At 61.4% G+C, this 18,931-nt stretch carries 15 protein-coding genes; 6 read left to right on the forward strand and 9 right to left on the reverse strand.

All coding sequences use genetic code 11. The annotated features are described in order from the left end of the window. The first annotated feature begins 109 nt into the window (after positions 1-109). Positions 110-373: a DUF2866 domain-containing protein gene (locus tag EOS_RS34300; RefSeq protein ID WP_047896665.1), complete on the forward strand. Its 264-nt coding sequence runs from the start codon at positions 110-112 to the stop codon at positions 371-373. Positions 374-394: 21 nt separating this feature from the next. Here the strand turns inward: EOS_RS34300 and EOS_RS34305 are convergent, their stop codons facing one another. Continuing rightward, positions 395-2,332 carry an ATP-binding cassette domain-containing protein gene (locus EOS_RS34305; protein WP_047896666.1) on the reverse strand — a complete coding sequence of 646 codons (1,938 nt, stop codon included), beginning with the start codon at positions 2,330-2,332 and terminating at the stop codon, positions 395-397. A gap of 156 nt (positions 2,333-2,488) precedes the next feature. Between EOS_RS34305 and EOS_RS34310 the strand changes: the two genes are divergently transcribed. Then, on the forward strand, positions 2,489-2,968 hold the full coding sequence (locus EOS_RS34310) for a glutathione peroxidase (protein ID WP_047896667.1): 480 nt from the start codon (positions 2,489-2,491) through the stop codon (positions 2,966-2,968). Between the two features lie 44 nt (positions 2,969-3,012). Here the strand turns inward: EOS_RS34310 and cls are convergent, their stop codons facing one another. The 6 genes from cls to dapC all read right to left on the reverse strand — a co-directional run bounded on the left by cls (position 3,013) and on the right by dapC (position 9,106). Further along, the gene (gene cls / locus EOS_RS34315) at positions 3,013-4,476 is read right to left on the reverse strand and encodes a cardiolipin synthase (protein ID WP_047896668.1); all 1,464 of its coding nucleotides are present in this window, start codon (positions 4,474-4,476) and stop codon (positions 3,013-3,015) included. A 33-nt stretch (positions 4,477-4,509) separates the two neighbouring features. Continuing rightward, the gene (prmB, locus tag EOS_RS34320) at positions 4,510-5,394 is read right to left on the reverse strand and encodes a 50S ribosomal protein L3 N(5)-glutamine methyltransferase (protein WP_047896669.1); all 885 of its coding nucleotides are present in this window, start codon (positions 5,392-5,394) and stop codon (positions 4,510-4,512) included. 28 nt (positions 5,395-5,422) lie between these two features. Next, a complete protein-coding gene (dapE, locus tag EOS_RS34325; protein WP_047896670.1) occupies positions 5,423-6,562 on the reverse strand; it encodes a succinyl-diaminopimelate desuccinylase in 1,140 nt (379 codons plus the stop codon). A gap of 100 nt (positions 6,563-6,662) precedes the next feature. Further along, complete coding sequence (locus tag EOS_RS34330) at positions 6,663-7,025, reverse strand: ArsC family reductase (protein WP_047896671.1); 363 nt, start codon at positions 7,023-7,025, stop codon at positions 6,663-6,665. A 3-nt stretch (positions 7,026-7,028) separates the two neighbouring features. After that, complete coding sequence (gene dapD, locus EOS_RS34335) at positions 7,029-7,856, reverse strand: 2,3,4,5-tetrahydropyridine-2,6-dicarboxylate N-succinyltransferase (RefSeq protein WP_047896672.1); 828 nt, start codon at positions 7,854-7,856, stop codon at positions 7,029-7,031. Positions 7,857-7,894: 38 nt separating this feature from the next. After that, the gene (dapC, locus tag EOS_RS34340) at positions 7,895-9,106 is read right to left on the reverse strand and encodes a succinyldiaminopimelate transaminase (protein ID WP_047896673.1); all 1,212 of its coding nucleotides are present in this window, start codon (positions 9,104-9,106) and stop codon (positions 7,895-7,897) included. A gap of 415 nt (positions 9,107-9,521) precedes the next feature. Between dapC and smc the strand changes: the two genes are divergently transcribed. From smc to def, 4 genes are all read left to right on the forward strand, one after another. Further along, a complete protein-coding gene (gene smc / locus EOS_RS34345; RefSeq protein ID WP_047896674.1) occupies positions 9,522-13,037 on the forward strand; it encodes a chromosome segregation protein SMC in 3,516 nt (1,171 codons plus the stop codon). Positions 13,038-13,260: 223 nt separating this feature from the next. Continuing rightward, positions 13,261-14,505, forward strand: a complete 1,245-nt coding sequence (locus EOS_RS34350) for a cell division protein ZipA C-terminal FtsZ-binding domain-containing protein (RefSeq protein WP_047896675.1) — start codon at positions 13,261-13,263, stop codon at positions 14,503-14,505. Between the two features lie 135 nt (positions 14,506-14,640). Further along, entirely contained in the window at positions 14,641-16,737 is a 2,097-nt protein-coding gene (ligA, locus tag EOS_RS34355; RefSeq protein WP_047896676.1) for an NAD-dependent DNA ligase LigA, read from the forward strand. Further along, complete coding sequence (gene def / locus EOS_RS34360; RefSeq protein ID WP_047896677.1) at positions 16,734-17,267, forward strand: peptide deformylase; 534 nt, start codon at positions 16,734-16,736, stop codon at positions 17,265-17,267. Before ligA ends, def begins: the two co-directional genes overlap by 4 nt. A 234-nt stretch (positions 17,268-17,501) precedes the next feature. On the opposite strand, the gene EOS_RS34365 is transcribed toward def, so the two are convergent. Both EOS_RS34365 and EOS_RS34370 read right to left on the reverse strand, forming a co-directional pair. Beyond that, the gene (locus tag EOS_RS34365) at positions 17,502-17,741 is read right to left on the reverse strand and encodes a hypothetical protein (RefSeq protein WP_047896678.1); all 240 of its coding nucleotides are present in this window, start codon (positions 17,739-17,741) and stop codon (positions 17,502-17,504) included. Between the two features lie 215 nt (positions 17,742-17,956). Beyond that, the coding region (locus tag EOS_RS34370) for a pseudouridine synthase (RefSeq protein WP_235443047.1) at positions 17,957-18,931 on the reverse strand (975 nt) is incomplete at its 5' end.

Genomic DNA, 18,931 nt, shown 5'->3' on the forward strand with positions numbered 1-18,931 from the left:
TAGTAATGTTGTGTAAAAAACCGCGAGGTTCCTGTAACCCACGCAATGCGTGCTTTTTCTATGCTTGTATCGCGACAAAACCCGGATATGAGCGGAAAAGGACAACGCCTTGAAACACGCAGATCAAACTTTGTCAGGCCCTTCATTTCATCTGCGCGGCTGCCGTGTGTCCGCGCCCATCCAGCAGCCGTGGGGCGGCGGTTGCCGGATCGTCGAATGGATCGACGCTGAAGGGCAGATCTCGCGTCGCGTGGTGGCTGCAGACGTGACCGAAGATGAAGTAGTGGCGACCATTCGGCGCCATGTGAAGGGAAGGAAACACGTACTGGTCGACGACGAAGGAATGCCGCGGCAAACCTTGCCCAGACGTTAGGACGGCTTGACCAGCAGCCGTTCAGCCAATCTGCTCGAGTTCCTCGTGTGCCTCGAGCCATTGCGCCTCGAGCGCTTCTAATTGCCCATTCACGTCGGCCTGACGACGAATCGACTCGGTCAGTTGCGTCTTCATGGCGGGTTCGTAACTGGCGGCATCGGCAACGAAAATATCCAGCTGCGCTTTCTCTGCATTCAGCTTGTCCATCTCCTTCTCGATCTTCGAAATCCGCGATTGCAGCGGCTTTTTCAAATGCGAGAGTTTCTGCCGTTCTTGTGCCTCCAGACGACGTTGCTCCTTGCGGTTCTGTCCCGATTCCAGCGAATCGTCCGTTGAACTGGCACCGCCCATCTCCTTGGCGGCCGCCCGCTGCTCGGCTGCATGTTGAAGCAGCCAGTCGCGATAATCGTCGAGATCGCCGTCGAACGGTTGTAACCGATGTTTCGCCACGAGCATGAACGTGTCCGTGGTCGCACGCAGCAAATGGCGATCGTGCGAGACCAGGATCAGCGTGCCCTCGAATTGCGCAAGCGCCATGGTCAGCGCGTGACGGGTTTCGAGGTCGAGGTGATTCGTCGGTTCGTCGAGCAGCAGTAAATTGGGCTTTTGCCAGATGATCAGCGCAAGCGCGAGCCGCGCTTTCTCTCCGCCGGAAAATGGCGCGATTTTCGCGGTGGCCATCTCGCCGGAAAAATTGAAGCCGCCGAGGAAATCGCGTAGTTCCTGTTCACGCGTGTCGGGCGCAAGCCGGGCGACGTGCTGCAGCGCGGAGTCTTCAGGGCGCAGCGTTTCGAGCTGATGCTGCGCGAAATAGCCGATGCGCAAACCCTTGCCCTCGCGCACCGTGCCGCTTAACGCTTCAAGCGTGCCGGCCAGCGTCTTGATGAGCGTTGATTTCCCCTGCCCGTTCGCACCCAGCAAGCCGATTCGCTGACCGTTCTGAATGGACAGCGTGACGGCTTCCACGATCGGCACTTCGCCCGCTTCCGTGTGATAACCGCAGCGCACGGCATCCATCACCATCATCGGGTTCGGCGCAGCATCGGGCATGCGGAATTCGAAGGTGAAGGGCGAAGACGCGTGCGCCGGCGCGATGATCTCCATCCGCTCCAGCGCCTTCACGCGGCTTTGCGCCTGCTTGGCCTTGGTCGCCTGCGCCTTGAACCGGTTGATGAAGCTCTGCAGATGCTCCACGGTCTTTTGCTGCTTCACATACGCGCTTTGTTGCAACGCCATCTGCTGCGCGCGCAGGATTTCAAACTGGCTGTAATTGCCGCCGTAACGTTTGATCTGCCGATTCTCCAGATGCAACGTGACGTTGCAGACCGAATCGAGGAATTCGCGATCGTGCGAGATCACGATCAGCGTTCCGGGATAACGATGCAGCCAGTCTTCCAGCCACACGATCGCGTCGAGATCCAGGTGGTTCGTGGGTTCGTCGAGCAGCAGCAGGTCCGAGCGGCACATCAGCGCCTGCGCGAGGTTCAGGCGCATGCGCCAGCCGCCCGAAAAACTCGTCACCGGTTCCTTCGTTTGCGCGAGCGTGAAACCCAGGCCGATCAGCAGGGTTTCGGCGCGCGCGGGCGCTGTATAACCGTCGGCGTCGGCGAAGGCGGCGTGCGCGTTGGCTTCGGCGGCGCCATCGTGCGCCGCCGAAGCTACCGCAATCCGCGCTTCGATGCGGCGCAACTGCGTGTCGCCGTCGAGCGTGTGGTCGAGCGCGGTGCGCTCGACTGCCGGCGTTTCCTGCGCGACGTGCGCGATCTGCCACGACGGCGGCATCGAGAAATCGCCGCCGTCCGCGTGCAGATCGCCGCGCAGCACGGAGAAGAGCGTGGACTTGCCCGCGCCGTTAGCGCCGATGAGTCCCGCCTTTTCGCCAGGATTGAGCGCGAACGTGGTCTGTTCGAAGAGCGGTTTGATGCCGCGGGCGAGGCTGAACTGGTTGAAGCGAATCACGGCGTGGAGACCCAGGCGAGTACGGGAAAACGCTATTTTAGACTGCCGGGGGCGCGTGCCGCCGGCTCATTGACGTTAGCCCGCCGTTAGCCGTTCGGCCGGATGTTTTTTGACCTGTGTTTCGCTTAGACTGGCTTTTTTCAAGCGGAGCATCGAATGAACCCTATCTACTCGTTTTCGGCGGAAACCTTGGGCGGCGAAACCGTCAGCATGGAAAGCTATCAGGGCAAGGTGCTATTGATCGTGAATACCGCGAGCGAGTGCGGGTTCACGCCGCAATACAAGGGTTTGCAGGAGCTGTACGAACGTTACGCGGATCGCGGCTTCGAGGTGCTGGGTTTCCCGTGCAACCAGTTTGGCAAGCAGGAACCGGGCGACGCGGCGCAGATCGGCAGCTTCTGCGAGAAGAACTACGGCGTCACCTTCCCGATGTTCGCGAAGATCGACGTGAACGGCGCGAACGCGCATCCGTTGTTTCGCTATTTGACCGAAGAAGCGCCGGGCGTGTTGGGGACCGAAGGCATCAAGTGGAATTTCACGAAGTTCCTGGTCGACAAGGAAGGCAACGTGATCAACCGGTTCGGTTCGGTGACGAAACCGGATGCGCTTTCCGGCGATATCGAAAAGCTGCTTTAACGGCTGCGCTTTTCGACGCGAGGCCCGCGCGGGCCTCGCCAGCTTCAGAGAATCGGCGAAAACAAGCGGGCGACGTGCATCGCCATACGCCGCCATGCGGGTGCGCCGAGATAGTCGTCGCGGCTGATTTCCCACGATTGCGCGAAGTCATCGAGCAGCATCTTTTCGACTTCGCCCGCAAAGCGCCGGTCCACGGTCAGGACCATGATCTCGAAGTTGAGGCGAAACGAGCGGTTGTCGAGATTCGCGCTGCCGATAGCGGCGGACATATCGTCCACCAGCACCACCTTCTGATGCAGGAAGCCCGGGCGATATCGAAAGATCCGCACGCCTGTGAGCAGCGCATCGTAGGCATAGAGCGTCGATGCCGCAAACACCACGCGGTGATCCCGCCGGCTCGGAATCAGGATGCGCACGTCCACGCCGCGCAGTACGGCGAGCCGCAGCGCGGAGAACACGGCTTCGTCGGGGATGAGATACGGCGTCGTGATCCAGATGCGCGAACGCGCGGCATTGATCGCCTCGACGAAAAACAGCGAGCAGGTTTCCTGATGGTCGGCCGGGCCGCTCGCGAGGACGAGGCAGCTCATGTCGTGGGCCGATGTCTTCGATGCTTCCACTTCCGGAATGCGTTGCGTCGCCCAATACCAGTCTTCGATAAACACAAACTGGATGCTTGCGACCGCCGGGCCGCGCACCTCGATGTGCGTATCGCGCCAAGGCGACAAGCGCGGATTCGCGCCGAGATATTCCACGCCTACGTTATGGCCGCCGACAAACGCACATTCGCCATCGACCACCACGATCTTGCGGTGATTGCGGAAGTTGAGCTGGAAGCGATTGACGAACTTGCGTTTGGTCGCGAACGGATGCGTCTGCACGCCGCCCGCGCGTAGCGTGTTCACGTAGCTACGTGGGAGATCGAAGCTGCCGATACTGTCGTAGAGAAAATAGACACGCACGCCTTGCTGCGCTTTTTTGATCAGCAGGTCTTTCAGCTTCATGCCGAGTTCATCGTCGTGAACGATGAAAAACTGCACGATCACATAGACTTTCGCCGCGTCGATGGCTTTGAAAATCGCATCGAACGTCGCGGTGCCGTTGATCAGCACGCGCACCGAGTTGCCGCGCAGGAACGGCATGCCGCTCAGACGCGTCAGCGCGCGTATGGTCGGATGGCCGAGATACTCGGCCGGGTCGCCGGCCGCGACGCCGCGCAGACGGGCGGCTTCATCGGGGAAATTCCACTCGGCCGGGTGCGCGCTTTTGCGCAAGATTTCGTTTTCCAGCCGGCGTGCATCGATATACCCCGCGAACTTGCTGCGCCCGAGAAACAGATACGGAATCAGCGTGAAGTAGGGCATGGCGACCAGCGACACGGCCCACGCGACCGCGCCTTGCGAGGTGCGCGTGTTGATCACCGCGTGCACTGCGGCGATCGCGCCCAGCAAATGCGCGATGACCACAAGCGTGCCGAGATGAAGCCAGTCCTGCCACTCGAAGTGCATGTGCGCGGTGCCTGGAAGTCGAGAGTTGCGCCGTCAGCCCGGCAAGTCGGCAGCCTGGATGAGAAACACGTTGTCGTCCCCGGCGCTGGTCGAGAGCCAGACCATGTCGAGCCCGCCGAGCGTAGCTTCGACGTTTGCACGTTCGTTGCCGATCTCGACCACCAGCACGCCGTCTTCGGTCAGCCACTTGCGCGCTTCGCCCACTATCCGCTTCACGATATCCATGCCGTCCGCGCCGCCCGCGAGCGCGAGTTCCGGCTCGTGGCGATATTCGGCCGGGAGGGTTTGCATCGCGAGTGCGTTGACGTACGGCGGGTTCGTGATGATGACTTCGTAGCGGCCGACCGGCAGCGGCGCGAACAGATCGCCTTCGTACAGCGCGACGCGCGAATCCAGGTCGTAATCGTCCACGTTCCGATGCGCGACTTCCAGTGCGGGCGCGGAGATATCGACGGCATCGATGTCCGCATTCTGGAACGCTTGCGCGGCGAGAATCGCGAGGCAGCCGGAGCCCGTGCAGAGCTCGAGCACACGCGATACTTCGTCAGGATCCTGCACGTAGGGCTGCAAGCCGTCCTGCAGCAACTCGCCAATAAAGGAACGTGGCACGATCACGCGCTCATCCACATAAAAGCGATGCCCATGCATCCACGCTTCGTTCGTGATGTAGGCCGCCGGCACGCGATCTTTCGCGCGCCGCTCGATCACTTTCATGATGGCGTCGATCTCGGTGTCGAGCAGACGTGCGTCGAGGAACGGGTCGAGCGTATCGAGCGGCAAGTGCAGGGTATGCAGTACGAGGTACGCGGCTTCATCAAATGCATTCGATGAACCGTGACCAAACGACAACTCTGCCGCGGTGAACCGCGAGACGGCAAAACGCAGCAGATCGCGAACGGTGGTGAAGGGAAGCGCCATCGTAGGCTCCTTATAAGAGTGAGTCGGATCAGGCGAGCAGTGTTTCGAGTACGCGTCGGTACACGTTTTTCAACGGATCGATAAACGCCACGTCGACGTGCTCGTCGATCTTGTGAATGCTGCCGTTCGGCGGTCCGAACTCCACCACCTGTTCGCAGATGCGAGCAATAAAGCGGCCATCCGAGGTGCCGCCCGTGGTGGACAGTTCGGTGCGCACACCGGTTTCATCGAGGATGGCTTGTTCAAGCGCATTCGACAACGTGCCGCGCGGCGTGAGGAAGGGCAAGCCGCTGACGCTCCACGCGAGGTCGTAGTGCAGTTCGTGTTTATCGAGGATCGCGTGAACGCGGCTTTGCAAGCCTTCCACCGTGCTGGCAGTAGAGAAGCGGAAATTGAACATCAATTCGATGTGACCGGGGATCACGTTCGTCGCGCCGGTGCCGCTATGCAGATTCGAGACTTGCCAGGTAGTCGGTGGGAAATATTCGTTGCCGTCGTCCCAATGCGCTGAGACCAGTTCAGCCAGCGCGGGTGCGAGCAAGTGAATCGGGTTCTTCGCGAGATGCGGATACGCAATATGACCCTGCACGCCTTTCACGGTCAGCTTGCCCGACATCGAGCCACGGCGGCCGTTCTTGACCATGTCACCAAGCGTGACACTGGATGTCGGTTCCCCGACAATGCAGTAATCCAGCCGCTCGCCGCGCGCTTTCAAAGCTTCGATCACCTTGACGGTGCCGTCGGTTGCCGGGCCTTCTTCGTCGCTCGTGATCAGGAGCGCGAGCGAGCCGCGGTGCGCTGGATGCGTCGCGACGAATTCCTCGCTCGACACGACGAATGCCGCTATCGACGTCTTCATATCCGCCGCGCCGCGGCCGTACAGCTTGCCGTCGCGATGGGTCGGAACGAACGGCGGCGAGGTCCATTGTTCCAGTGGTCCGGTTGGCACGACATCGGTGTGGCCGGCGAACGCGAGCAACTTGCCATCGGTGCCGTCCGTGCCCCGCTTGACGGCCCAGAGATTCGTGACACCACCCGAGGCGATCGTTTCACACTCGAAACCGATCGCCGACAGCCGCTCGATCAGCAGGTTCTGGCAATGTTGGTCGTCGGGCGTGACGGACGCGCGCGCGATGAGTTGTTCGGAGAGAAGAAGGGTGCCGGACATGGATTCGAGCCACTTTCAATAAAAAATGCCGGCGCGGCGGCCGGCAGGGATCAAGAGTCGCGAGCCGTTTTCCGGCGGCGCGCGGTGCTGCGCTTGAAGCTCAAACGAACAGCGTTTCGTACTTGTCGGCGTCGAAACCCAGCGATTTCACGCGTCCGTTCACCACCAGCACGGGCCGCTTGATGATCGACGGCTTGTGGATCATCAACGCGATCGCGCCGGCCGTGGAGCCGGCTTCGTCCTTGTAGGTGTCCGACAAGCCGCGCCAGGTCGTGCCGCGCCGGTTGATCAGTTCGTCGAGCGAGACGTCCTTCAGCCAGTCCTGCAACAAGGCCGTCGATACCCCGGCTTTCTTGAAGTCGTGGAATTCGAACGGCACGTCATGTTCTTCCAGCCACACGCGCGCTTTTTTCACGGTGTCGCAATTCGGAATCCCATACACGACGATCTTTTTCGCGGCCATGGATCAATCGCCTCGCAGCAACTCGTTCAGGCCGACCTTGGCGCGCGTTTTTGCGTCCACCTTCTTCACGATCACCGCGCAGTACAAGCTGTGCGAACCGTCCTTCGAAGGCAGGTTGCCCGCGACCACGACCGAGCCCGCCGGAATGCGGCCATACGTCACCGAACCCGTTTCGCGGTCATAAATCTTGGTGCTTTGGCCGAGATACACGCCCATGGAGATGACCGAGTTCTCTTCCACGATCACGCCTTCCACCACTTCGGAACGCGCGCCGATAAAGCAGTTGTCTTCGATGATCACCGGGTTTGCCTGCAGCGGTTCCAGTACGCCGCCAATGCCCACGCCGCCCGACAAATGCACGTTCTTGCCGATCTGCGCGCACGAGCCGACCGTGGCCCACGTATCGACCATCGTGCCTTCATCGACGTAAGCGCCGATGTTCGTGTACGACGGCATCAAGACGACATTCTTCGCGATGAACGAACCGCGGCGCGCGATGGCCGGCGGCACGACGCGAAAGCCGCCCGCAGCGAAATCTTCAGCTGTGTAATTGGCGAACTTCGACGGGACTTTGTCGTAGAACTGGCTGTAGCCGCCGGCGGGCATCGGCGCGTTGTCTTCCAGACGGAACGACAGCAGCACCGCTTTCTTCAGCCATTGATTGACCACCCATTCGCCGTCCCGTTTCTCGGCAACGCGCAACTGGCCCTTATCGAGTTGTTCGATGGCGTGAGCGACGGCGTCGCGCACCTCGGCGGGCGCCGCTTTCGGCGACAGCTCGGCGCGGTTGTCCCAGGCGGTATCGATGATCTGCTGAAGTTGTTGCGACATAGTCGTGACTTAAGTGAGTGCTGTGATTAAGGAGGGATCTACTGCGCCAGCGTGCGGCAGAATTCGACGATCCGCCGCGCACCTTCCACGCATTCGTCGACATCCGCGACCAGTGCGATACGGATGAAACCGCTGCCGGGATTCGTGCCCTGGGCGTCTCGTGCCAGATAGGAGCCCGGCAAAACCGTCACATTATAGTCGGCGTAAAGGCGGGCGGCGAACTCGGTGTCGGTGAGGCCAGTGCGCGCCACGTTCGCCCACAGGTAGAACGCGGCGTCCGGCAGGCGGACATCGAGCACGTCGGCGAGCATGGGCGTGACGGTCGTGAATTTCTTCAGGTACAGCGCGCGGTTATCGCGCACGTGCGCCTCGTCCTTCCACGCAACGACGCTGGCCGCCTGGAACATAGGCGAGAGCGCCGCGCCGTGATAGGTGCGGTAGAGCAGGAATTGCTTGAGTATCGATGCATCGCCGGCCACGAAACCTGAGCGCATGCCCGGCACGTTCGAACGCTTCGAGAGACTCGATAACATCACCAGCCGTTCGAAGCCGCGACCCAGCTTGTGGGCCGCTTCGAGACCGCCAAGCGGGGGCGTGGCTTCGTTGAAATAGATCTCGGAATAGCATTCGTCGGAGGCGATCACGAAGCCGTGCCGATCCGATAGCGCGAACAACTCGCGCCAGTCGTCTAGCGTGAGCACCGCGCCGGTCGGGTTGCCCGGCGAGCAGACGTAGAGCAATTGGGTACGCGCCCAGACGGCGTCGGGTACCGCTGCATAATCGCACGCGAAATTGCGCGCCGGATTGCTGTTCACGAAGTACGGCTCGGCGCCGGCCAGCAAGGCTGCGCCTTCGTAGATCTGATAGAACGGATTCGGGCAGACGACAACGGGCGCCTCACCGCCGTTGCGGCTGTCGATCACCGTCTGGGCGAGCGAAAACAAGGCCTCGCGGGAGCCCGACACCGGCAGGACTTCCGTGGCGGCATCGACGGCGGGCAGGCGGTAGCGCTCTTTGATCCAGTTCGCGATGGCCTGGCGCAGCGGCTCGCTTCCCGCGGTGGCCGGATACGATGCCAGACCGGACATTGCGTTGACGACGGCATCGCGGATCAGCGCCGGCGTTGCATGTTTCGGCTCGCCGATACCGAAGCTGATTGGCGCCAGATCCGTGCGCGGCGTGACGCCCTTGAATAGCGCGCGCAGCTTTTCGAACGGATACGGCTGAAGTTTCTGGAGAAGTGGATTCACGGCGGAGTCGGATGCTGACGATGAAACGACAAGGCTCGGATTATAGCCCTCCGTAGCCCTCGGTTTGGTTTGCCGGCGCTGTGGAGCGGTTCTGTCGGTTCCCGGCCGAGCCCCAGCCCGCCCGCCGTTGCGAGCAAAAAACCCCGTGTCAGCAAACCAAAAGAATTCAAGACGGGCGATGGTATGATTGTCACCGTTCGCCGGGTTGCCTGCTTGCGGTTATATATCGGTTATATATATAAGCCATCGAGCAAGAGCACCACGGGTTGCGCGCCGTCGCTTCGAATCGACGGGTTCGACCCACCGCCCGAGCGTTTTCGACCGGCGTTAGTAGTTATCTCCTGCCGAACAAGCTTCATGGCATAGAGGCCCGCCGGCCCGTTCTCCAGAATTCTTTTCAATCAGCGATATCGCCGTGCGTCTGACCTCGATAAAACTCGCTGGCTTCAAGTCCTTCGTCGATCCTACCCATTTCCAGGTCCCAGGCCAGCTTGTCGGCGTGGTGGGCCCGAATGGCTGCGGCAAATCGAACATCATCGACGCCGTGCGCTGGGTGCTCGGCGAATCGCGTGCCTCGGAACTGCGCGGCGAATCGATGCAGGACGTGATCTTCAATGGCTCCACGGCGCGCAAGCCCGGCAGCCGCGCCAGCGTCGAACTGATCTTCGATAACGCCGACGGCCGTGCCGCCGGCCAGTGGGGCACCTACGCCGAAATCGCCGTCAAGCGCGTACTCACGCGCGACGGCACGTCGAGCTACTACATCAATAACCTGCCGGCCCGCCGCCGCGATATCCAGGACATCTTCCTGGGTACGGGCCTCGGGCCTCGCGCCTACGCGATCATCGGACAGGGCATGATCGCGCGGATCATCGAGGCGAAGCCTGAAGAACTGCGCGTGTTCCTGGAAGAAGCCGCGGGCGTGTCGAAGTACAAGGAACGCCGCCGCGAGACCGAGAACCGCTTGCACGACACGCGCGAAAACCTGACTCGCGTGGAAGACATCGTGCGCGAGCTGAGCTCGAATCTCGAGAAGCTCGAAGCCCAGGCGATCGTCGCGACGAAATACAAGACGCTGCAGGCCGAAGGCGAAGAAAAGCAGCGGCTGTTGTGGTTGTTGCGCAAGAACGAGGCCGGCAACGAGTCGGAGCGCCAGCAACGCGCAATCAGCGACGCGCAGATCGAACTCGAAGCACAAACCGCCAAGCTGCGCGAAGTGGAAGCGCAACTGGAAACGCTGCGCGTGGCGCACTACAGCGCCAGCGACGCCATGCAGGGCGCCCAAGGCGCGCTGTACGAAGCGAACTCCGAAGTCAGCAAGCTCGAGGCGGAGATCCGCTTTATTGTTGAATCGCGTAATCGGGTGCAGGCGCAGATCGCTGCGTTGACCGCTCAGCGCGAGCAGTGGCAGATGCAGGCCGATAAAGCCCGCGGCGAGATCGTGGATGCTGAAGAGGCGCTGGCCATCGGCGAGGAAAAAGCCGCGATCGCGCAGGAAACCGCCGCCGCGAAGCATGATGAACTGCCCGCGCTCGAAGCGCGTTTCCGCGATGCCCAGGCTGAGTTGAACGCGGAGCGTGGCGGTATCGCGCAGACTGAACAAGCGTTGAAACTGGAGGCTGCGCACCAGCGCAATGCCGACCAGCAACTGCAACAGTTGCAGCAGCGTCACGAACGTCTGAAAAGCGAAGCGGGTGGGCTGGATGCGCCCGACGAAGCGCAGCTTGAAGAGTTGCGCATGCAACTGGCCGAGCACGAGGAAATTCTCGCCGACGCCCAAGCGCGTCTCGCGGATGCTCAGGACACGCTGCCACGTCTGGATGGCGAGCGTCGTGCGGCGCAGGAGAAAGTGCAGTCCGAAAGCGCGCTGATTCACCAGCTGGAAGCGCGGCTCGCGGCGTTGAAACAGTTGCAGGAAAACGTCCAGACCGAAGGCAAGATCCAGCCTTGGCTTGACAAACACGAACTCGGTTCGCTGCCGCGTTTGTGGAAAAAGCTGCATGTGGAAGCGGGTTGGGAAACGGCGCTGGAGTCGGTTTTGCGTGAGCGGATTGCCGCGCTGGAAGTGTCGAATCTCGACTGGGTGAAGGCGTTCGCCACCGACGCGCCACCCGCAAAGCTCGCGTTCTACGCACCGCCTAACGCCGGTCTTCCGCACGAGACGCCCGCGGGCTTGCGGCCATTGCTTGCTCTGCTTCGTATCGATGACGCAGGCCTGCGCGCCGTACTGACCGACTGGCTCGGCAACACGTTCGTCGCCGACGACATCGCTCAAGCGCTTGCCACGCGTTCGCAATTGCCCGACGGCGGTTCGTTCGTGGTGAAAGCGGGTCACGTAGTAACGCGGGTTGGCGTGCAGCTTTACGCCGCCGATTCCGAACAGGCCGGCATGCTCGCGCGTCAGCAGGAAATCGAAAACCTGACGAAGCAAGTACGCGCTCAGGCACTGCTCGCCGATGAAGCCAAAGCCGCAGCGGTACGAGCGGAAGCGGCGCATACGCAGGCATCGGCGAGTCTCGGCGATGCCCGTTCCGCCGCCGAACGTGCGACCCAACGCGTCCATGCACTGCAAATGGACGTGCTGAAGCTCACGCAAGCGCATGAACGCTACATGCAGCGCAGCACTCAGATTCGCGAGGAGCTGTCGGAAATCACCGCGCAAATCGATGAACAGCGTGCATTGCGCGCCGAATCGGAAGCGAATTTCGAACGCCACGATGGCGAACTCGCCGAGTTGCAGGCGCGTTTTGAAGATCATCAACTGGCGTTCGAAGCACTCGATGAAGCGCTTACGAACGCCCGCCAGGAAGCACGCGATCTCGAACGCGCGGCCACCGACGCCAGCTTTGCGGCGCGTGGACTGGCGGCGAAGATCGAGGAATACCGGCGCAATATCGAAACGGCGAAGGACCAGAGCGAGCGCGTAGCCGGTGCTTTGGAAGACGCACGCGCCGAACTCGAAACCATCAATGAGCAAACGGCGCACACCGGTTTGCAGGCCGCGCTCGAATTGCGTGCGGCAAAAGAAGAAGCGTTGCACTCGGCACGTATCGAACTCGACGATCTCACCGCGCGGCTGCGTCAAGCCGATGAACTGCGGCTCATTGCAGAGCGTTCGTTGCAGCCGTTGCGCGACAAGATCGGCGAATTGCAGTTGAAGGAACAGGCGGCGCGCATCAGCGGCGAACAGTTTGTCGAGCAACTGGCGGCGGCGGGAGTCGATGAAGCCGAGTTGCAGGCCAAACTTACGCCGGATCTGAAGCCCTCCTATCTGCAGGGCGAAGTCACGCGGTTGAACAACGCGATCGCGGCACTCGGCGCGGTGAACATGGCCGCACTCGACGAACTCGCCGCAGCCAGCGAGCGCAAGGCGTTCCTGGACTCACAATCGGCGGATCTGAACGACGCTATCGGCACGCTGGAAGACGCGATCCACAAGATCGACCAGGAAACGCGCGCGTTGCTGCAAGGCACGTTCGACGAAGTGAACCGTCATTTCGGCGAGCTTTTCCCGCGTCTTTTCGGCGGCGGCCAGGCGAAACTCGTCATGACCGGCGACGAGATTCTCGATGCCGGCGTGCAGGTGCTCGCTCAACCGCCAGGCAAGAAAAATTCGACCATTCACCTGCTTTCGGGCGGTGAAAAGGCACTGACGGCCACCGCGCTAGTGTTCGCGATGTTCCAGTTGAATCCGGCGCCGTTCTGTCTGCTGGACGAAGTGGACGCACCGCTCGACGACGCCAACACGGAACGCTTCGCGAACCTCGTGCGGGCGATGTCGGAGAAGACGCAATTCCTCTTCATCTCGCACAACAAGATCGCGATGGAAATGGCGCAACAACTGATCGGCGTGACGATGCAGGAACAGGGCGTTTCGCGGATTGTTGCCGTGGATATGGAATCCGCGGCGGGTTTCGCCCAGAATGCTTGATCGTGTGGCCGGGTTTTATGAAACGGACAGCAAAATAGTGTGGAGAACCGGCCCCGGCGGCCGGTTCTGGCGCGCAGGCGCGGAGTGACCGACGCATTTCGGAGCCAATATCCGAAGCGCGTGCGGCGCAGATCGCGCGGCGTAACTTCAATGAAGCGCCGGAAGCCTCAATAGCGCGGCCAAGCGCGCGAGAGAGCGCAACCAGAAGAATGACGGAGCGTGCATGGACGAGTTGACACTCGGGTTGATCGGAGCAGGCGCCGTGGTGGTAGGCGGTGTGGTGGTTTATAACGCCTGGCAGGGCGCGAAAGTGCGCCGCAAGATGCCGCGTCCGATGCCTGACGAAGCGGCCGAGTCGCTCGCGCGCAACGACGCCGACGAAGAGCGGCCGTTCATCGAACCTACGCGCCCGGTGCGGCGCGAACCCGCGACGGGCGAGGGCGATGCGTCTGATCCGTCGCGCGCGCGCGTCGAGCCGAGTTTTGGCGGTACGCCAATGTCGACGGTAGCGCCGGCCGACACCGCGGTGGACCTCCAGGCCGAATCGACATCGGTGAATGGCGATTTCCAGGAGCCGGATCCGGCGCCCATTCTCGCCGACGATGACGAACCCGTTTTGCCCGCCGCGACCACGATTTCATCGGCGCCGCCGGCGATCGTGGACCGTCGGATCGATTGCGTGGTGCCGATCCGTCTGCTTGCGCCGATCGCGGGCGAAAAGCTGATTCCGAGCGCGCAGAAGTTGCGCCGCGCAGGTACGAAGCCTGTGCATATAGAAGGTAAGCCGGAAGGCGGCACGACCTGGGAATTGCTCAAGAATGGCGCGCGTTACGAAGAACTGCGCGCGGCCGCCCAACTGGCCAATCGCGGCGGCCCGCTGAACGAACTGGAATTCTCGGAGTTCGTGACGGGCGTGCAGCGTTTCGCCGATGGCATTGACGGTTCGCCCGAGTTTCCCGACATGCTGGAAACGGTCGGCATGGCGCGCGAACTCGACGCGTTTGCCGCCCAGTGCGACGCGCAGTTGTCCATCAACATTCTCTCCGACGGCGCGCCCTGGTCAGCAAATTATGTGCAGGCGGTTGCCTCGCAGGACGGCTTGCTGCTGTCGCGCGACGGCACGCGTTTCGTCAAGCTCGACGCGCGTCAGAATCCGGTGTTCATGCTCGTTTTCGGCGATACCAACTTCCTGCGCGACGACCTGACCTACAAGGGCGGCCAGATGATCACGCTCGTGCTGGACGTGCCTGTGGCCGATGAAGACATCCTGCCGTTCCGCCTGATGTGCGATTACGCCAAATCGCTCTCCGAGCGCATTGGCGCGCGGGTGGTCGACGACCAGCGCCGGCCGTTGCCGGAATCGTCGCTGCTTGCCATCGAAAAGCAGTTGATGACCTTGTACGCAAAGCTCGAACAGGCAGGCATTCCAGCCGGCTCCCCCGCGACGCGGCGCTTGTTCAGCCAGTAGGATCTTACGGTGGTCAAGCGGTGAATAGTTAGCGATTTTTGAAAGGCATCGGCCATTCGGCCGATGCCACGATCAGCCGATCTCTGAGACAATCGACAGGTCGGTTTCTTCTAACTTTTTAGCCTGTCTTGCCGCATGTCTGCCAAACCGAAAACCGCTGCCAAAGCAGAGTCCGCTGTTTCCGCTGTGTCCGACGCGCCCATTGCGAGCGCCGAGCGGCCGGCCGAACGCGCCGCCTGGTTGCGCACGGAGCTCGAGCGCGCGAATTACGCGTATTACGTTCTTGATCAGCCGGATCTACCGGACGCCGAATACGACGTTCTGTTCAAGGAACTGCAGCAGATCGAGACCGATCATCCGGACCTGATCACGCCGGAGTCGCCCACGCAACGCGTTGGCGGTCAGGTCGCAACGGGCTTTCAGCCGGTCACGCATGACGTGCCCATGCTCTCGCTGAACAACGGTTTCGCCGACGAAGACATCGTTGCATTCGATAAACGCGTCGCCGACACGCTGGGTCACACGCCCGTGGAATATGCGTGCGAATTGAAGTTCGACGGCCTCGCCATCTCCCTGCGATACGACGACGGGCTCTTTGTCCAGGCGGCCACGCGCGGCGACGGCGCGACGGGCGAAGAGGTGACGGAAAACGTCCGCACCATTCGTTCCATACCCTTGAAGCTCAAAGGCAAAAACGTACCAAAGCGGCTCGACGTGCGCGGCGAGGTACTGATGTTCAAACGCGATTTCGAACGGCTCAATGCGCGCCAGCGTGAGGCCGAACAACGCGAATTTGCGAATCCGCGCAACGCGGCGGCGGGCGGGTTGCGGCAACTCGATCCAAAGATGACCGCGCAGCGCCAGTTGTCGTTTTTTGCTTATGGCATTGGCGTGCTGGAAGGTGCCGAGATGCCGCCGTCGCACTCGGCGCTGCTCGACTGGTACAAGGAAATGGGCCTGCCGGTCAACGCGGAGCGTGGCGTCGTGCAGGGCGCGGACGGCCTGCTCGAGTTTTTCCACAAGACGGGCGAGAAACGCGACGGTTTGCCGTACGACATCGACGGCGTGGTCTACAAAGTCAACCAGCGCGAGGAGCAAGACAAGCTCGGTTTTGTCTCGCGCGCCCCGCGCTTCGCGCTCGCGCACAAATTTCCGGCGCAGGAAGCGCTCACGCAGTTGCTTTCCATCGACGTGCAAGTCGGGCGGACGGGCGCTATCACGCCGGTCGCGCGTCTCACGCCCGTGTTTGTCGGCGGCGCGACTGTGACCAACGCCACCTTGCATAACGAAGACGAAGTGCGGCGCAAGGACATCCGTATCGGCGATACAGTGATCGTGCGGCGTGCCGGCGACGTTATCCCTGAAGTGGTCGGCGCGATCCTCGACCGGCGTCCGGACGATGCCCGTGAGTTCGTGATGCCGACTGAATGCCCGGTGTGCGGATCGAAGATTGAACGGCTGCCAGACGAAGCTATCGCGCGTTGTACGGGTGGTTTGATTTGTCCGGCGCAACGCAAGCAGGCACTGTGGCATTTCGCGCAACGTCGCGCGCTGGATATTGACGGCCTGGGTGAAAAGATCATCGACCAGCTGGTTGATGAGAACATCGTGCGCACGCCGGCGGATCTGTTCAATCTCGGCGTGGCCACGCTCGCCGCGCTGGATCGTTTCGCCGATAAATCCGCCCAGAATCTCTTCGATTCCCTCGAAAAGGCGAAGCAGACTACCCTGCCGCGCTTTCTCTACGCGCTCGGTATTCGTCATGTCGGGGAATCGACGGCGAAGGATCTCGCCAAGCATTTTGGCTCGCTCGATCCGGTCATGGCGGCAAGCGTCGAAGAATTGCTGGAAGTGAACGATGTCGGCCCGGTCGTTGCCGAGTCGCTCCACAACTTTTTCAGCGAAGAGCACAACCAGACGGTGATCGAGCAGTTGCGCGCGCCAGGCAAGGTGACGTGGCCCGAGGGCCCGCCTGCGCCGAAAGCGGCGCAGGGCGTGCTCGCCGGCAAGACTGTCGTGCTGACCGGCACCTTGCCCACGCTGTCTCGCGAAGACGCGAAGGAGATGCTGGAGGCCGCGGGCGCGAAAGTGGCGGGATCGGTGTCGAAGAAGACGGATTACGTGGTGGCGGGCGCGGAGGCGGGCAGCAAGCTTGTGAAAGCTGAGGAACTCGGCGTCCCGGTGCTCGACGAAGACGGTATGCGCAAGCTTTTGGAGGGAGAAACCCCATGATTCGCGAAATCCTCAAGATGGGCGATCCGCGCTTGTTGCGTATCGCCGAATCGGTCGATCACTTCGATACCCCCGAGCTGCATGCGCTCGTCGAGGACATGTTCGACACCATGCGCCACGCAAATGGCGCGGGACTCGCCGCGCCGCAGATCGGCGTGGATCTGCAAGTCGTGATCTTCGGTTTTGCTCACAATGAGCGTTATCCGGAGGCCGAGCCGGTACCGGAAACGGTGCTGATCAATCCGATCATCACGCCGGTCTCGCACGATATGGAGGAAGGCTGGGAAGGGTGTTTGTCGGTGCCGGGCTTGCGCGGCGCCGTGCAGCGGTATTCCATGATCCGTTATCAGGGGTTCGATCAGTACGGTTCCCCCATCGAACGGCTGGCTGAGGGTTTTCACGCGCGCGTCGTACAGCACGAATGCGATCACCTGATTGGCAAGCTTTATCCCATGCGTGTCACGGATTTCTCGAAATTCGGCTTCACCGAAATCCTGTTTCCAGGGCTCGATCCGAAGGACGATGATTGAACGATGAATGTGTAAATGGCCGGTTTGATCAGCCGTTAGGTATCTGGAAGGAATAAGGGCCGCGAAGAATCGCGGCCCTTTATGTTTGGCGGGTGTGGCGAGGCGTCTGGCTTTGCTCAGCTCGCTTTATCCGCGAAGCAACAACACAAGACAAGCCAATACGATCGGCCCGTTTCGCCTGATCATTTAATGTGTCGAGGAAGCGAAACCGCCGGAACCCGGCGATTTCATCGCTCAAGCGAAGCTTTTCTTGCTTCCCGAAGCCGTTTCCGGTTGGCGGAACAATTCGATGTGCTCCGGATTCGCCGATGCCTGCAAACGTCCGTCCGGCAATCGCGCAATGACAACTTCGCCCACGCCCGGGCTTGTCACGACAACCTCGTCGCGCAGGGCGAGCAGCGCGTCGAGCCGGCGGCGGCCACTGACAATTTCGAGGCCGGTTTTTGTTTCGCGAACAATGATTTCAACGGACATGGGATTCTCCAGTGGCATTTCGCCAAGCACACGCGGCTCGAAGCGGTAAATTGCACGTGTATCTGACTAACGGTCGTCTGTCATATTTTCTTTAGCCAAAAAATCGGCCAAAAAAAATCGATGCGATCGGCAGGTGCCGTTTCGCATCGATTGGTAACAATTTCCTCGTTTTCCCGCGACGTTTTGAAACGAGCGGAGGAGGCCGCGAAGCTGTTTTAGAACGCTTCGTCCGCGCCGAGATAACGCCACTGACCCGGCGGCAGCGCGCCGAGCGTCACGTGGCCCATCCGGATGCGCTTCAGGCCGACCACTTCCAGCCCGACCAGTTCGCACATCCGGCGAATCTGGCGCTTTTTGCCTTCGCGCAACACGAAGCGCAATTGTTCGCCGTTTTGCCAGCTGACCTGCGCGGTTTTGAGCGGTACGTCGTCGAGTGAGAGTCCGTGGCGCAGCAACGCGAGGCTTTCGGGCGGAAAGTGCGGTTCGATATCGACTTCATGCTCGCCGAATTTGACGCGCACGAGATATTCCTTATCGACGTCGGAATGGCCGCCGATCAGTTGCTTCGCCACCCGGCCATCCTGGGTGAGGACGAGCAGCCCGGTCGAATCGATATCCAGCCGGCCCGCCGGCGCGAGCGTGCGCAGATGCAGCGGCGAGAAGCGGATTCCGGACTGGTCGTCGGCCCAATGGTTGGACGGATTCACTAGTGTGACAGCTGGCTGGTAGCCATCTTCAGCCTGACCCGACACGTAGCCGACCGGCTTGTGGATCAGGATGGTGACCTGCTGCATTTGGGCCGCGTGGGCGGCCGGCGCGATCTCGATGTTCTGGTCGGGACGAATCTTGGTGCCGAGTGTATCGATGACCTCGCCGTCGACGAGAACCCAACCCTTTTCGATCCACTCATCGGCTTCCCGGCGCGAGCACAGGCCAAGCTCCGACATCATTTTCGACAGGCGCACCAGTCCTTCTTCACTTTCGCGCGCGACGCGGGCGAGTGAGGGAGGGGCGTCGGCATCGCGCGGTTTCGAGGGCTTCGATACCGGTTTGCGCGGGGGCTTACGCTCGTCGCCCAAGCGCTCGGGTGCGTCGCGTTTTACGTAAGGGCTGTCGCTCGGGGGGCGTTGGCGATCGGCGGAAGCGGCACGCGGGCTGCCATCGTGTGCGTGGTTGCGCTCGCGCGGCGG

This window comes from Caballeronia mineralivorans PML1(12) (assembly GCF_001028175.1).
GTDB lineage: Bacteria > Pseudomonadota > Gammaproteobacteria > Burkholderiales > Burkholderiaceae > Caballeronia > Caballeronia mineralivorans.

Coding starts and splice junctions, on each gene's coding strand:
- EOS_RS34310 (WP_047896667.1), top strand. CDS start 2,489: ATGAACCCTATCTACTCGTTTTCGGCGGAAACCTTGGGCGGCGAAACC.
- cls (WP_047896668.1), bottom strand. CDS start 4,476: ATGCACTTCGAGTGGCAGGACTGGCTTCATCTCGGCACGCTTGTGGTC.
- prmB (WP_047896669.1), bottom strand. CDS start 5,394: ATGGCGCTTCCCTTCACCACCGTTCGCGATCTGCTGCGTTTTGCCGTC.
- dapE (WP_047896670.1), bottom strand. CDS start 6,562: ATGTCCGGCACCCTTCTTCTCTCCGAACAACTCATCGCGCGCGCGTCC.
- EOS_RS34330 (WP_047896671.1), bottom strand. CDS start 7,025: ATGGCCGCGAAAAAGATCGTCGTGTATGGGATTCCGAATTGCGACACC.
- dapD (WP_047896672.1), bottom strand. CDS start 7,856: ATGTCGCAACAACTTCAGCAGATCATCGATACCGCCTGGGACAACCGC.
- EOS_RS34350 (WP_047896675.1), top strand. CDS start 13,261: ATGGACGAGTTGACACTCGGGTTGATCGGAGCAGGCGCCGTGGTGGTA.
- ligA (WP_047896676.1), top strand. CDS start 14,641: ATGTCTGCCAAACCGAAAACCGCTGCCAAAGCAGAGTCCGCTGTTTCC.
- def (WP_047896677.1), top strand. CDS start 16,734: ATGATTCGCGAAATCCTCAAGATGGGCGATCCGCGCTTGTTGCGTATC.
- EOS_RS34365 (WP_047896678.1), bottom strand. CDS start 17,741: ATGTCCGTTGAAATCATTGTTCGCGAAACAAAAACCGGCCTCGAAATT.